Source organism: Metabacillus sp. SLBN-84, from assembly GCF_053629595.1.
This window is the reverse complement of record NZ_JBRJIP010000001.1, coordinates 121,074-135,977: the sequence shown is the minus strand read 5'-3', so window position 1 is coordinate 135,977 and position 14,904 is coordinate 121,074. Positions and strand designations below refer to the sequence as shown.

The window sequence follows — 14,904 nt, the reverse complement described above, 5'->3', positions numbered from 1 at the left end:
GTGAAAACCCAGGAAGTGTAATTTCCCCCTATAAAACTACACTCTTTTTTATGTTAGTTTTATATTATCTTTAAAATTGTTTCTTCCACTCTCTGCTTTTACTATTTTTTATACGGTTCACAGCAGATATCTAAGAGGCCAAATAAGCATTAGTACATCCCAAAAGTAATAAAAATGACAATTGATAAACCTCGAGCATTGTTTTGTTGAATTCACTATTAATAAGTTCATTACTTATGCTCACTCGTCAATCTTCAAACGGAAATAATGTGAGTTTGTTTAATTCCATTGAATTGAGATTTTAAAATTTCATAATTTATAATAAGAACCTATTAAAACTCATATGTTTAGAACCTAATTTACTAAATATATTCTAAAATTTTCATGAGTTAAATTATTATTCATTTTGGTGTCCTTCAGTAAATCATTTCTAATAGCAACCATAACTTTACCGAGTGCAATTTCCTTTTGATTGTCATCACTTGAAGTTGTTTTCACAGTTTCTAAAAATTCATAAAGCTTTATTACAACTTCATCTGGACAATACAACCAACACAAGTTTACTTGTTCTAAGAAATTTGATTTTAAATCTGTGTTGCCGGAATTAACATAAAAACCCTTTATACTTTTTATTAATTCAGCATAACGTTCTTCTTTCCTTTTATAGCTTTCATGTTTTCTTTTGCTACGTTCATTTAATCCCCATGTAATGAACCCAGCGATTACTGTTATTATGGTTATTAAAAGAGGTATATAACTTATAAAATTATTAGACATAAATATATCCTCCTTCATTTAATCTCCCTATTAAATGTTATACTCAAAAGTTATGCTATTCTTTTTAAAATTTAGCTATACTACCCTTAATAATAACTAGCGGACCGGAAATATCATCAATTACATTCACTGAAAATGCTGAACCCTTAGGCTCGTGCTTGCAATAGCTATGAGAAAATGCCCAAAAACCGATTAGCGGCAGAAGGAAGCCTCTAGATATTGCCATAGTTTTTATTCCATCCCCACTAACGGCATAACAGACAATAATGTGCTAACTTATTATTTATAGTACGCTAATTGAAACATGTAAAAAAATAAAATTGGTATATGTTAACTCCTGTTCTTTCCAGAAAAGGCTCATCTCTGACTCAGTGAATGCATGACGAACGCTAATGAGTAGAGGATAGGAGTGTTTTATCTTATGTATGTATCCAGAATTAAATGGGTGTATCAGAGATCGCCTTAATAAAACTGTCGTTTTACAACGATTCGTCATCTAGTCAGAGAGTAGTGGCTGCAGAGAATAGAGTAGAAATTAAAAGCAATGGGACGGGTCTAACATTTCCATTTACGGTAGAAAGCATTAGAGCCGTCCCTATTTTATACAGATTCTGATAATTATTGAATAATTGAAAGGTTAGAAAATTCGACATTCAGCCTCTTCTGTAAGAAATTGCAGCAAGCTTTCAATACGCTAAAGTGTAATCTGTAAATCTAAAATATACAGTGCAGGAGAAATTGAACCAAAGTTTCATATAATAGATGAATTGCATAAAGTGGCATATATCAAATTTTACAGTCTATAAATATCGTCCTGAAAACATTCTTAGATTTATGTAGGTTTATTGCCTTTGTAAAAACCCGGCAAACTGCGCATGTCTCCTTAAGGTAACTTTAATAGCATCTTTTATCGTAGAAGGCATAGTATTTTCAGATGAAAAAACTTTTAACTCGATTATCACCTTATTTTTTTGTATTTCAGGTCTCTTAATAAACACATCTGCTCTAATTTTTCCATATGAAGAAGTTAAACTTTCTTCATGCACACCTTCAAACCCACATTGATTAAATATTTTTGCCAGTCTTCTACCTAGAAGTGTAGGTTTCCCAGTCACAGTAGAATACCACTGTTCTGCATCACTAGATCTTTGAGATTCTCTTTCTCTAACAGGGTTGTATTCGTAACTTTCCCAAGTGTTAGAAACAACGTGATAAAAATGTGTCTTCGTAAACCGTTGTATATACGTATTAGCTAACTTAACTTCATTTTGTTCTAAATTTAAACACAATTTATGTAAATCTGCTACTCTGACTGGAACAATCCGTAGATCAAAATATAATCTTGTTCTATTTAGTTCTCTAAGAGGTAACTGTATTTTATCCTCACTATTTAGCTCACTATACCATGCATCCCAGTTTAATTTATAGCCTTCTCTAGGTTTGGAAAATTGCATAACTCTTTGATTTCTTAATGAATCGGCTACAGGCCACATTATAATAACTTGATATTCTGATAAATTTTGTATGTCATCAAGATTTTCAGAAAGTCTAGTTCCAGTATCTTGTATAGCGGAACCCAATGTCTTGTTCTCGAAACCTATACTAATTAGATCCGGTTCTATTAGTCCGTAATCTGCCAGTGATTTTTCACTATTGTGAAAAGAAAAAGTTTCTTCAATAATTTTAGGCCAATCATCTTTTTCTGGACCATGAATTGTAAATTCTTCGTCCAATAGTATCCTTCTGTTTCTAGTAGTTGCATTTACTAATAATTTTTGAAAATCTTTATCTGTAGTCAACCAAATGAAAATGATAGGAATTTTTCTAAACTGGCCTCTATCCAATAAACTTAAATACTCTACAAACTGAGTAGGAATTTTTTCTCGGGATGCTACATTTTCTTCATATTGATCGACAATAGCAACCAAAATTTTATCTTTATTTCTTTCATATTCAGTTGCTACCCTATTAACTAAGGTATCTCTAGATTCTATTTCATTCCTCTCTAAAACAAACGTCTTTAAACCAGGTAAATGGGTACTTAATTCTCTAGCAGCACTACTTTTCCCTGCTCCACTTTCACCATAAATGGGTAAAAAACGAATTCCTCCACTAATCATCATGGATTTTTGGGCTTTATTTATTATAGATAATAGATTTCTATTAGGTACCAGTCTTCCTCGGTATGTTTCATCAAGATCTTCATATCTCGAAGGCAAGCTTATTGACATAAATTATATCACTCCACACTTTTATTTTTAATAAATGGAATTTATACTAATTATATCCTATTTTAGTTTCCAAAATTATTTAAAGCACGAAATTTTATCAAATTATTTAAATAAACAGAACCTCAATATATCTCAACAAAAATTTAAATTTAGTATTCGCATAATTTAATATTAAGATTTCGAAATTACAAAAACAGTATAGTTCCTCTTTTTCTCATCATGATTTTGGCTTACTTATGATACGGCTCCCCCCGATTAATCCGAAAAGCCCTATAAACCTGCTCCACCAAAATCAATCTCATCAACTGATGCGGAAATGTCATTTTGGAGAACGACAGGGTATCATTCGCCCTCTTCATAACTTCATCACTTAACCCAAGAGATCCGCCAATGACAAAAGCCACCTTGCTCTTTCCGTACGTCGCAAGACGGTCCAGATCAGCTGCAAGCTCCTCTGATGATTTCATTTTCCCTTTGATCGCCAGCGCGATGACATGAGTATCATCGGAAATTTTTGAAAGGAGGCGCTCGCCTTCTTTTTGTTTCACCATTTCCATTTCGGATTCGCTGAGATTTTCGGGTGCTTTTTCGTCCGGGAGTTCGATGATGTCGACTTTGGCGTATGGTGTGAGACGCTTGAGGAATTCGTCGATTCCTTGTTTCAGGTATTTTTCTTTTAGCTTGCCGATTGTGCAAATTGTGATGTTCACAGGCTATCCCCACTTTGATTCAGATTAACAACAGATGTTATCCACATTTGTGTACAACTTATCCACATTTAGTGTGCGAATATTAGTTCCCCACTATATATACAGCAGGGTTTGTGCACAATTCACAGGGTGTGGATAACTTGTTGATTTCTCTGATTTTTTCGATTTCTGGAGCGATTTCGTGCTCGTCTACATACATATCGATCGCTAATTCAATGTGTTCTTCGCAGCATTTCATTATATTTTCTCCTTATCCACAGTTTGCCTCAAAGAAAAAACAGGAGAAGTTTACCCCTCCTGTTCTTCTCCGAGCTTTAGCTTCACTGATTCCTGTTTGCCTTCACGGTAGTAGGTGATGTCGATTTCTTCCCCGACTGATCGTTTATAGAGCTGCTTGCGCAGGTCGATGATGTCTTTGATTTCCTGACCGTCAAATTCGGTGATGACGTCCATTTCCTTAAGTCCTGCCTGACCTGCAGGCGAGACCGGGTTCACGCTCATGACGACAACGCCGGATAATACTTTGTCAGGCAGCTTGAGCGTCTGCTCCCAGTGGTAGCTTGAGACTTCGTTTAGGGATCTCATGCCGATTCCAAGGAACGGGCGTCTGACTTCGCCGTATTTTTCAAGGTCTTCGATGATTGGTGCCGCCAGGTTGATTGGGATGGCGAGGCCGATTCCCTCTACCGCTGATTCGGCAATCTTCATGGAGTTGATGCCGATGAGCTTGCCGTCGATGTTGACGAGCGCCCCGCCGCTGTTGCCGGGGTTGATGGCTGCGTCTGTCTGGAGGACCTCTGCATTCCAGTCAACTTCTCCGTCCTGGTTCGAGTCGACCGGAATGGCGCGCTCGGTGCCGGAGATGATGCCCTGTGTGACAGAGCCCGAGAACTGGAGGCCAAGCGGATTTCCGATGGCGATGACCGGTTCTCCAGGCTTCACGTTGTCAGAGTTGGCAAATTCGGCGACCTGCTCGACGGCTTTGCTTTCGGATCTTAGAACAGCAAGGTCCATAAGCTCATCGCTGCCGAGTACTTCAGCAGGGATCCGGGTGCCGTCGCTCAGGCTGAGCTCGATTTGCGTGGCTCCCTCGATTACATGGTAGTTGGTGACGATGAAGGCACTTCCGCCTTCTTTTTTGTAAATGACGCCTGATCCTGTGCCGGCTTCGCCTTTTTCATTCCAGAATCCCGCTTCCTGGATGTTGACGACGCCAACGACCGCTTTTGAGACGCTGTCGACCGCTTTTGTGACCGCCGTGCTCACATCCACGGAGATGTTCCGGGATGGAACGGTCGAGTTAGGCGTTTCGTCTTCTTTATCCTCCTCGTCCCCGCCGAGTGCGAGGTCATAAGGAAGGATGTTCATGTTGGCAAGGATCGGAACGGAAAAAAGGACGAGCAGGCCGCCAAGGATGGCGCCGAGCAGCCCGGGCAGAAATTTGCCGCCGCGGTTGCCTTTTTGCTTCCGGCTGTAGTGTTCATAGTCCTGATCATAGTACCCCATTGGTTATCCCACCCATCTTTTATGTAGCGCGAAAGCTCCTTTTAAGCAGGAGCTTTTGCAGGACGTTATATAGATTCAGTATACCCAAGGATCTTCAAAAAAACTCCATTTGCTGTGCTAAACAAGCACCAGGGGGGTGGGGGTTTTTGGGTCTGTGTCGTAAAGGTCGAACTGCTCTCCAGGCATGTAGCCTTTGCCTTCAAGCGTCTGCTGGACGGACATGCGTGCGAGCTCTTTCATGTTGTTGTCTTTGCTGAGATGGGCAAGGTAGATGCGTTTTGTGTTGTCGCCGATGACATCGGTCATGGCAAGCGCCGCGTCTTCATTGGAAACGTGGCCGACATCGCTCAGGATTCGGCGCTTGACGCTCCACGGATAGTGGCCCATGCGCAGCATGTCGACGTCATGGTTGCTTTCAAACACGAAGGCATCCGCATTGTGGATGATGCCTTTCATTCTGTCGCTGACATATCCGGTGTCTGTGATCAGAGCTAGCTTTTTCCCTTCGTGGTGGAAGGTGTAGAACATCGGCTCGGCCGCGTCATGGGACACGCCGAATGATTCAACGTCGATTCCGCCGAACGATTGAACGGTCCCGGTCTGGAAGATGAATTTCTGGTCGGGATGGATCGCTCCAATCAGTCCTTCCATCGCCTGCCACGTTTTTTCGTTGGCATAGACAGGCAGATTGTACTTGCGTGCCAGGATGCCGAGTCCTTTGATGTGGTCGCTGTGCTCATGGGTTACGAGTATACCTGACAGCTTGTTGATTTTTCTTCCGATCTGCTGAAACAGGGCTTCCATCTGCTTTCCGCTGAATCCGGCATCAACGAGCAGAGAGTGCTTGTCTGTTTCGACATATGTTGCATTTCCCGTGCTTCCGCTTGCGAGAACACTGAATTGCAGACTCATTGCGTTCACTCCAATTTTTCATTAGAACGGATGACCTGTCCTTCTAATGCATTTACGTAATAATCCTCCGAATCATTGACGACGATGTGCCAGGTCGGGGCGAGGATCTGTTCGCCCGAGAGCGGGAACGGCGTATAATAGCCGAACTGAACCTCTGTCACCGTGCTATTCGGTTTTAAGTCATTCTTGTTGTAAAGGGCCTCAAGCGCCTTAATGGCAGGGAGCGTGTCCTGCTTGCCCTCAAGGTCCTGAATGTTTTCAAGCAGCGTCTGCTCATAGCTGACGAGCTGATTTTTATCGTTTAAAAACAGGGTCAGCATCCCGATTTTCTGGTCGGCTGACAGGTCCTGAAACACAAGCCGGTCATTGTAGGTCTGGATGTAGATGATCGTGTTTTTCACGTTGTCCGTTTTCCAGAAGGCATATTGGTCGCCTGAGAGAATGTTTTCTCTCACAATCTGATTAAGCTTGCTTTGTGTGTTTGTTTCAGGCAGGGTGAAGGGCTTTTCAAATTCCGCCCGCAGGGACGTAATATCATCCTCGAGATTCAGTACGTCCTGAGCAGGGAGGGACTCTAGTTCTTCCTTTGTAAACACCTTGCTTTCAGCCGTAATGTAAGCGCCGGTTTCATTGCCTTCCGGGAGCTTCTTGTACGTAATGCCCTCTGCCGCAAGCTGCTCCTCGATCAGCGGCTCTTTAATGACATCATACCGGCTGTTGGTGATGACGATATTGAAATATTGAATGGCTAAGAAGGTGTTTAGGACAAGGAAAGCCAGAATGAAAATGGTTTTCGTTTTACTCCAGTCCATCGCTGTTCCCTCCAAGCGTTTCGGTATGCAGTTTCACGTATTGGCCGCCCGTTGTTTCAGCGTACCAGTACGGTTTGATGGCAACAATTCTCGGCTCTGCCGTTGCCGACATTTCATAGGCAGGGAAGACCCGCTTCACTTTATCAGGTTCGATGCTTTTTTTCTGCTTTAGCTCGCTGACAATTTCTTTGCTTGAAAGCATGTCAACAGCGCTTGGGCTGTAGCCTGAATTCAGGCGGTAGAGCGGTCTTGAGTAGGTGGCGATTTCATTATCTCCCCAGCGCATCGCGATCTCTGTCGGGCCGAATGTTTTTGAATTGTTTTCAAAAACGGGAATGGAATCGATCATCAGCCGGAATGAGACAAGCTGGCTGTCGGGATTCATGCTGTAGAAGTGGTACTCATCCGTCCATCCGCCGTGATCGTTCAAAAATTCGATGCTTTGCTTCATTGCTTTTCCCCGTTCAATAAACATGCTCGGGTCAATGGTCGGGTTCACAAACCGCAGCCGTTCCTGGCTCGGGTAGATTGTCAAAAGACTTGTCCCGTCCGTATAAACGTTTTGTGTCGGCTTCATTTCCCGGCGGACATAATCGGGATTCGTAAAGAGCGCCCGCTTGAACGCCTCGCCATTGACGGAGTTAATGATATATTCGATTTCATCCAGAGCAATCCGGCCCTCAGGAAGCAGCAGTCGATTGTCTTCAGAAATCACCTCTGGCACGAAGCGGTCAAGGTTTTCCCGCTTTTCGATGACTGACGCAACGATGCCTTTGGCGTTCTCATTGCTGATGGAAGCTTCATAGACGAGCCTTTGCTCCATTGAAATAAACAGGATTTTTTGAAACGATCCGTTTTTCCCGCTTGGAAGGACGATCCGGTCAAATGATGAGTAGATCGTTTTTTGTGACTTGTATTGAAAAATAGACTGAAAGAGTTCAAACGGAACTTTGTCGCTGAAGAGAAACTCGATCTTTCTCGATTCGCTTTTTCCCGTCAGCCACTCATCCAGCTCATCTGCCGTGTATTTGCCGGATACATTTTTCACTTCGCCCATGTTCCAGTTTTTCAGCTGATTCCAGACAAAATCAATCCGTTCCGGCCGGTAGGTGCCGTAATGCTCGGCTTTGTCGTGAACCATCATCTGATAGGGACGGATGACGTCCTCCGGCTCATGCTTCACGTTGCTGATCGGCTCATTTTCAAGGTACTGGCTGCTGTCGATGAAATCGTAGTTCGGCTTAAACGTCCAAAGGTTGTAGGTGAAAAACACACTTCCACAGACGAGCAGCACCAATATAACGGTTTTTATATTTTCACGATTCATCCCACTCATCCTCTTGATCCCTTGTAAATGGAAGGGTAAACAGGATCGTTGTCCCTTTGCCTTCCACGCTTTCCGCCCAGATTTCACCGTCATGGGCCCCGATCATTTCTTTTGCGATGGCAAGCCCCAGTCCAGTGCCGCCAAGCTTTCTCGTTCTTGCTTTATCCACGCGGTAAAACCGCTCAAAAATCTTGTGCTCTGTTCCTTTTGGAATGCCCATGCCCTGGTCTGTGACACTGATTTGGAGCATGTCATCCATGATTTCTGTCTTAAAGGTAATCAGTCCGCCCTCTGGAGAATATTTCAGGGCATTGGAAATAATGTTGTCGAGCACCTGTGTAATTTTATCAGGATCAATATCGACATAGAGCTTTTCTTCAGGCAGGTCGCGAAGGAAGGAGACATGCTGCTCTTTCGTCATTTCAAACCTGTCGATAATCTGATTGAAGAAGGCTGTGAAGTTGACCCATTCTTTATTGATGCGGTAATCCTTGCTGTCGAGCTTTGACAGCTGCAGAAGATCGTTGACAAGGCGGATCATCCGCTCGGTTTCATTCTGAGTTACATTTAAAAACTGCGGGGCAATGTCCCTGTCTTCCCACGCCCCATCGGCAAGTGCTTCCAGGTAGCTGCGCATCGTCGTAAGCGGCGTCCGGAGCTCATGTGACACGTTCGCAACAAATTCGCGGCGCTCCTCATCGATTTTCTCCTGCTCCGTAATATCGTAAATCACCGCGATTAAACCGGTGATGCGCTTTTGTTCCTGCTGAATCGTCGAAAAGTTAACCTTAAGGATGTACGGTTTGTCCTCTGTGCTTGCATCAAGGATGAGAGAGTCCTGCTGGTCAATTAAACTATCAAACGTATATTCATCGTCAATGCCGAGAACCTTCGTGATTGGAACATCGAGCACCGTTTCACGTGAAACGTTCAGCATTTCGATCGCAGGACTGTTCACGAGAATCACATCGCCTGCGCGGTTTGTCGCGATAACGCCGTCCGTCATATGGGCAATCACGGATGCAAGCTTTTTCCGCTCGCCTTCAGTTGATGCCTGGGCTTCTTCAAGCTTGTCTGTCAGGTTGTTAAAAGTCACCGCAAGCTGGCCGATTTCATCCTCGCCGTAAACGCGGACTTTTCGAGAAAAGTTCCCCTTCGCAAGCTCCAATGCCTGCTTTCGCATATCGGACATCGGTCTTGTAATCGTTCTTGCAAGAAAGACCCCGAGAAGTGCCGTAATTGCCAAGGAAATACCAGTTCCGGTCGCGAGAATCCCGTTGATGACGCGCATTTGGGAGAAGACTTCTTCCATTGATGCGACCAGATAGAGGGCGCCAATCGTTTCCTGATTGATGTTTTTAATCGGTGTAGAAGAAATTTTCACGCGCCTGCTTGTTGGTTTATCTATATAGACTTTTTCATCAGGCTTTTCAAAGACAAGCGTTCGTTTCACAAGCACTTCCGTCGTACGCTTGCCGATAATGTCGCTGTTGTTCGGATCTGATGTTGCAATGACGCGGCTGTTTTTATCGATGACACGGATTTCCTGGATTTCATCTTTCGCGAAATCCTTTAGTATGGCGGTGATGTCTTCTTCGAGAGTGGGGAGGGTTCCGGTCGGATCCTCCGTCCTCTCCTTGGACATTTCCTGTTCGATGCTGTAGTTGATGAAATTGATTCGCTGCGTGATGGATGTATTGAAATTTTCGGTGAGGGACCGTTCAAGTTGCTGAACGAAATAGACACCGATAATCTGCATGGCAATCATGATCAGCAGGACATAGACCATGACGAATTTGAAATGGATGGATCTGAAAAAACCAACTTTATTCATGAATCCTACTCCTGTTCAGGGTTTCGCAGGTAGTACCCGACACCTCGTCTTGTCACAATCCATGTTGGATGACTTGGGTTGTCTTCAATTTTTTCCCTTAGTCTGCGGACCGTGACGTCAACTGTGCGCACATCACCGAAATAATCATAGCCCCATACGGTCTGGAGAAGATGCTCGCGGGTCATGACCTGTCCGATATGCTTAGCCAGATAATGAAGCAGTTCGAACTCGCGGTGTGTCAGTTCGATTGTTTCCCCGCGTTTTGATACTACATAAGCATCAGGGTGAATCGTGAGGGAACCGATTTCGATTTCGTTTTTATCTGACTGCTGCTCAGGGGGCAGCGCCTGAAGTCTTCTTAAATTTGCTTTTACCCGCGCAAGCAGTTCTCTTGTGCTGAAAGGCTTCGTCACATAGTCATCCGCTCCGAGCTCAAGTCCAAGCACTTTATCAATTTCCGAGTCTTTTGCCGTCAGCATGATAATCGGAATTTCATATTTTTTACGGACCTCGCGGCAGACTTCCATTCCGTCTTTGTTCGGAAGCATAATATCTAATAGGATTAAGTCAGGCTGCACTTCTTCGACCATTTCAAGCGCTTCGTTTCCGTCATAGGCGCAATAAACGTCGTAGCCCTCTTTTTTTAAGTTAAACTGCAGAATATCTGCAATCGGCTTTTCATCATCGACAACTAAGATTTTCTTTTCCACGGCCAATCGCCCCTTTTATATAAGGTGTTACGTTCTCTCTTCTTAATTTACCACTTATGACAGGCAGATTCATCTTTTCAGGCAGTTTCTTTTTAGGATATCCCAAACTCTGTCAGGCAAATCAGCGGTAAAAAGACAAAAACCCGGCGCAGTGCCGAGTCATAAATACAAGTCCGATGTGAAAAATGAGGAAAACCTCAGGCAGGGCCCAAGGTTATCTCTTTAAATACTTCAATGGATCTTTCAGTTTTCCGTTCTCATAGACTTCAAAGTGAAGGTGAACGCCAGTTGAGCGGCCGGTAGAACCCATGACACCGATTTTCTGTCCCTGAGACACTGTATCGCCAACCGATACAGAGATTGAATCAAGGTGGGCATAAACCGTCTTCATGCCATTTCCATGATCAATTTCGACTTTATTCCCGTATGCGCCATCATTGCCTGCAGAGATAATCTTGCCGTTGTCTGCCGCTTTGATTGTGCGGTCACTCGGACGGGCAATGTCGATTCCTTTGTGCATCTTGCCCCAGCGCGTTCCAAGCTTGCTTGAAACATATCCGCCGACAGCCGGCCACTGAAGAGAGCCGTTTCCGCGTGAAGGAACCACTTTTGTGCCTTTTACGATGATTTCTTTTACCGGTTCAGCAAGCGTTTCTTCTTTTGTCGTTTCACGTTTTACTTCTTTGCCGTTTTCCTTGTGAACAACATAGTTAAGAAGCTTCTGTCCATCTTTTCCTTCTTGCTTCGTTTTTTTGTCGCCTTTAAACATGGAAGAATCTTCAACCACTTCTGTTTCATAGGCAATGGCTTCTTTTTTTGAAACCTCTTCTTTTACTAGGACATTTGTGAAAGGCTTGTAGTCTTTTACGTTTAGTTCCTCACCAGGCTTGATTACATTTTCATCTGACAGACCCGGATTTAGAGCAAGCAATTCTTCAACGGAAAGCTTGTATTCAGAAGCGACCTTTGAAAGAACATCTTCATCTTTTACTTTGTGTTTTTTCTCTTCAAGCGTGCCTTTTGCAAGAAGCTTTACGCCTTCCTGTGCCGTCAGCACCTCTTCAGGAGAAATTTTCTCCTCTGAAATTGAAACTTTTCCCGAGAATGAAACGTCTAGTATACGAGATTCATTTTCTTTTAATGGCTGAAGCGGCTGTGGGGACTGCTTCATTTTCTCGGCCTGTTCTACCTGTTCAGCCGGAACGTACTTGGCTTTGTAAGCTTTTAGAACTCTCTCTGCTTCTTCTTTGTTCTTGAAGTAGCCGACAGTCTGATTATCTATTTTAAGTAAAGCTGCGTCTGCTGCTACATTAAGCTCTTCTTTAAGCTTGGCAAGAGTTTCCTCGTTGCTTGCAGCAGGACGGAACATTTGCTCAGGGATTACTTCCATCTCTTCAACCGTTAATTGATAATCTTTATACTCTTTTTTGGCCTCTTCAATCTTTTGCTTTGAAAGGTCATCAATTAACTGCTGACTGTCTACCGTTCCGATTCTTTCGCCGTCCAGATAAATATGGTAAACGGTCTCAAGATTTTCCTCTGCAGAAGCATTCATGCCGAATGTCATGGCGCCTGCGAAAGTCAGACCGAATAATGCCTTCTTTATAGTGCTGTTTGTATGCTTCACGTTGTTTCCAACGAATCCAGTTATGCGCTTTAAACACGATACAATTTCCTCCCAATTGACCACTGATCAGTACTTTATCTATCATCTATATAAGCCTATAGTGCTATGTTTGCGGATTTCTTTTTTAGCCACTCTACTAACCTACCATATTATCAGACTATTACCTAGCCATTTTCAAAAATGTAACATTTCTGTATTATTGATGTCATATTTTAGTTTTTGATGTAAAAATTTGCACTTTTATGTAACGGTTATGCGACTATAGGCATAACAAAAAAGACATGCATCCGATTAAGGATCATGTCTTTTTTCTGTGTCCAGCTTCAGCACCCAGTGCTGAAGCTTTTCGTAGTGGCTTGGGACGGAATCGAACCGCCGACACAAGGATTTTCAGTCCTTTGCTCTACCGACTGAGCTACCAAGCCGAAGTATGTATGGATCAGCGATTATCTGCCGACCTAAATTATTATAGTTCAATAACAGCTCAAACACAAGACTATTTTAAAAATAATTAAAAAATCGAAAGGGACGGATCCCTTTCGATTCAATGGCTTAGCTGTATACGCTTCTTACAACGTTTGTCTGCGTTCTGTCAGGACCGACAGAGAAGACGGAAAGCGGAATGCCTGTAAGCTGCGATACGCGCTCGATGTAGTTGCGTGCGTTCTGCGGAAGTTCTCCGAGGTCGCGTACGCCTGTGATGTCTTCTGTCCAGCCTGGAAGCTCTTCGTATACCGGCTCGCATTCAGCAAGGACTTTAAGGCTTGCAGGGAATGATTCCATGATTTCGCCTTTGTATTTGTATGCTGTACAGATTTTCAGTGTTTCAATGCCTGTCAGAACGTCAATTGAGTTAAGGGACAGGTCTGTGATTCCGCTGACGCGGCGTGCGTGGCGGACAACGACGCTGTCAAACCAGCCGACACGGCGCGCGCGGCCTGTTGTTGTTCCGTACTCGCGTCCGACTTCACGGATCTGGTAGCCGATTTCGTTATCAAGTTCTGTCGGGAACGGACCGTCTCCAACACGTGTTGTGTAGGCTTTGGATACGCCGACAACATGGTTGATTTTCGTCGGGCCGACGCCTGAACCGATCGTTACGCCCCCTGCAACAGGGTTTGATGATGTAACGAACGGATATGTGCCCTGGTCGATATCAAGCATAACGCCCTGTGCACCTTCAAACAGCACGCGTCTGCCGCCGTCAAGAGCATCGTTCAGCACAACGGCTGTATCGCAGACGTATTGTTTGAACTGCTGGCCGTACTCATAGTACTCATCAAGAATTTCTTCCATTGTGAAGCCTTCTGTTTCATAGTACTTTTCAAGCATGCGGTTCTTTTCTTCAAGGTTGCGTGCAAGCTTTTCTTCAAATGCTTCACGGTCAAGGAGGTCAGCAATACGGATGCCGACGCGCGCTGCTTTGTCCATATAAGCAGGTCCGATTCCTTTTTTTGTTGTGCCGATTTTGTTCGCGCCTTTGCGCTCTTCTTCCACTTCATCAAGTTTAAGGTGATAAGGCAGAATAACGTGCGCGCGGTTGCTGATGCGCAGGTTGTCCGTGCTGACGCCGCGGTCGTGAAGATATTTAAGCTCCGTCATAAGAGCTTTAGGATCAACGACCATTCCATTGCCGATTACACAGGTCTTATCACTGTAAAAGATACCTGATGGAATTAAGTGCAGCTTATATGTTTCACCGTTGAATTTAATTGTATGTCCGGCGTTGTTTCCGCCTTGATAACGGGCAATGACCTCCGCATTTTCGGAAAGGAAATCGGTAATTTTGCCTTTTCCTTCATCTCCCCATTGTGTACCAACTACTACTACTGAAGACATTAATGTGCACCTCCGGTTATTTAAAACACGTTCTAGTTTCGCTCAATCAAACAAGCTAATTCTACCAGTTAAAGGGCGGAAAGTCAATGAAAAGACGAACATTAATGAGATTTCATTTTCTTTTCGTTCGTAATATGTTGTGATTGTGTGTGATTTGGTTCCTCTTTTCATAGGTTAACCCCTGATTTGGGGTTTCATTTTGTCAGGGGAAGATGTGGCGCAATCATACCCGTTCCTTTTCGCTCCAGGCATTTGCTTTCCGCGGGGAGGGATAGGAGCTTCCTCGGCAAGCATTGCGGGATCTCCCATTCCCTCTGCATCCCATAGAAAAGTGGAAGCTCCCTTTTTGCTCCGGCAGTCAGATAAGAAATCACACGAAAAGTCCGGTGTTGACTTTTTGGGGGATTTTGTTCTGACAGAGGAGTTGGGCGCTACAGCTGGACAACGAGTCAAATGCCTTACGCTGCAATCCACTGGAGTTAAACAACTTAAAAACGAAGTGTGAGAGTGATTCAGACCGTTTACTTGTCACCACATGCGGAATACTTGCCGGAATACCTCTTTTACTAGAAAAAACCGATCCGTTACTTGCCGCAAACAGCCGTTTACTTGAAAATTT

At 43.7% G+C, this 14,904-nt stretch carries 12 protein-coding genes and 1 tRNA gene; all 13 read right to left on the bottom strand.

What is annotated here, in order from left to right; translation table 11 throughout:
- Positions 1-354 precede the first annotated feature (354 nt).
- The 13 genes from RKD52_RS00695 to RKD52_RS00635 all read right to left on the bottom strand — a co-directional run bounded on the left by RKD52_RS00695 (position 355) and on the right by RKD52_RS00635 (position 14,285).
- Positions 355-777 (bottom strand): hypothetical protein, encoded by a 423-nt coding sequence (locus RKD52_RS00695; protein WP_454098254.1) that lies wholly within the window; start codon positions 775-777, stop codon positions 355-357.
- A gap of 842 nt (positions 778-1,619) precedes the next feature.
- The gene (locus tag RKD52_RS00690; RefSeq protein ID WP_454098253.1) at positions 1,620-3,008 is read right to left on the bottom strand and encodes an ATP-binding protein; all 1,389 of its coding nucleotides are present in this window, start codon (positions 3,006-3,008) and stop codon (positions 1,620-1,622) included.
- Between the two features lie 230 nt (positions 3,009-3,238).
- Positions 3,239-3,718: a 23S rRNA (pseudouridine(1915)-N(3))-methyltransferase RlmH gene (gene rlmH / locus RKD52_RS00685; RefSeq protein ID WP_411334239.1), complete on the bottom strand. Its 480-nt coding sequence runs from the start codon at positions 3,716-3,718 to the stop codon at positions 3,239-3,241.
- Between the two features lie 82 nt (positions 3,719-3,800).
- Positions 3,801-3,956 carry a CxxH/CxxC protein gene (locus RKD52_RS00680; protein WP_411334240.1) on the bottom strand — a complete coding sequence of 52 codons (156 nt, stop codon included), beginning with the start codon at positions 3,954-3,956 and terminating at the stop codon, positions 3,801-3,803.
- 50 nt (positions 3,957-4,006) lie between these two features.
- A complete protein-coding gene (locus RKD52_RS00675) occupies positions 4,007-5,224 on the bottom strand; it encodes a S1C family serine protease (RefSeq protein ID WP_454098252.1) in 1,218 nt (405 codons plus the stop codon).
- Positions 5,225-5,341: 117 nt separating this feature from the next.
- Positions 5,342-6,136, bottom strand: coding sequence for an MBL fold metallo-hydrolase (locus RKD52_RS00670; RefSeq protein ID WP_282033560.1), 795 nt, complete (start codon positions 6,134-6,136; stop codon positions 5,342-5,344).
- Positions 6,137-6,141: 5 nt separating this feature from the next.
- Positions 6,142-6,948 (bottom strand): two-component system regulatory protein YycI, encoded by an 807-nt coding sequence (locus tag RKD52_RS00665; RefSeq protein WP_454098251.1) that lies wholly within the window; start codon positions 6,946-6,948, stop codon positions 6,142-6,144.
- Positions 6,935-8,275 (bottom strand): YycH family regulatory protein, encoded by a 1,341-nt coding sequence (locus RKD52_RS00660; protein ID WP_454098250.1) that lies wholly within the window; start codon positions 8,273-8,275, stop codon positions 6,935-6,937. Before RKD52_RS00660 ends, RKD52_RS00665 begins: the two co-directional genes overlap by 14 nt.
- Complete coding sequence (gene walK / locus RKD52_RS00655; RefSeq protein ID WP_369734873.1) at positions 8,265-10,109, bottom strand: cell wall metabolism sensor histidine kinase WalK; 1,845 nt, start codon at positions 10,107-10,109, stop codon at positions 8,265-8,267. The genes RKD52_RS00660 and walK overlap by 11 nt, the downstream gene beginning before the upstream one ends.
- Before the next feature lie 5 nt (positions 10,110-10,114).
- A complete protein-coding gene (gene yycF, locus RKD52_RS00650) occupies positions 10,115-10,819 on the bottom strand; it encodes a response regulator YycF (RefSeq protein WP_369734871.1) in 705 nt (234 codons plus the stop codon).
- Between the two features lie 214 nt (positions 10,820-11,033).
- Positions 11,034-12,446 carry a peptidoglycan DD-metalloendopeptidase family protein gene (locus tag RKD52_RS00645; protein ID WP_454098249.1) on the bottom strand — a complete coding sequence of 471 codons (1,413 nt, stop codon included), beginning with the start codon at positions 12,444-12,446 and terminating at the stop codon, positions 11,034-11,036.
- A 352-nt stretch (positions 12,447-12,798) separates the two neighbouring features.
- Positions 12,799-12,871, bottom strand: a tRNA-Phe gene (locus RKD52_RS00640).
- Between the two features lie 127 nt (positions 12,872-12,998).
- Positions 12,999-14,285, bottom strand: a complete 1,287-nt coding sequence (locus RKD52_RS00635; protein WP_454098248.1) for an adenylosuccinate synthase — start codon at positions 14,283-14,285, stop codon at positions 12,999-13,001.
- Positions 14,286-14,904 lie beyond the last annotated feature (619 nt).

Coding starts and splice junctions, on each gene's coding strand:
- RKD52_RS00695 (WP_454098254.1), bottom strand. CDS start 777: ATGTCTAATAATTTTATAAGTTATATACCTCTTTTAATAACCATAATA.
- RKD52_RS00690 (WP_454098253.1), bottom strand. CDS start 3,008: ATGTCAATAAGCTTGCCTTCGAGATATGAAGATCTTGATGAAACATAC.
- RKD52_RS00680 (WP_411334240.1), bottom strand. CDS start 3,956: ATGAAATGCTGCGAAGAACACATTGAATTAGCGATCGATATGTATGTA.
- RKD52_RS00675 (WP_454098252.1), bottom strand. CDS start 5,224: ATGGGGTACTATGATCAGGACTATGAACACTACAGCCGGAAGCAAAAA.
- RKD52_RS00670 (WP_282033560.1), bottom strand. CDS start 6,136: ATGAGTCTGCAATTCAGTGTTCTCGCAAGCGGAAGCACGGGAAATGCA.
- RKD52_RS00665 (WP_454098251.1), bottom strand. CDS start 6,948: ATGGACTGGAGTAAAACGAAAACCATTTTCATTCTGGCTTTCCTTGTC.
- RKD52_RS00660 (WP_454098250.1), bottom strand. CDS start 8,275: ATGAATCGTGAAAATATAAAAACCGTTATATTGGTGCTGCTCGTCTGT.
- walK (WP_369734873.1), bottom strand. CDS start 10,109: ATGAATAAAGTTGGTTTTTTCAGATCCATCCATTTCAAATTCGTCATG.
- RKD52_RS00635 (WP_454098248.1), bottom strand. CDS start 14,285: ATGTCTTCAGTAGTAGTAGTTGGTACACAATGGGGAGATGAAGGAAAA.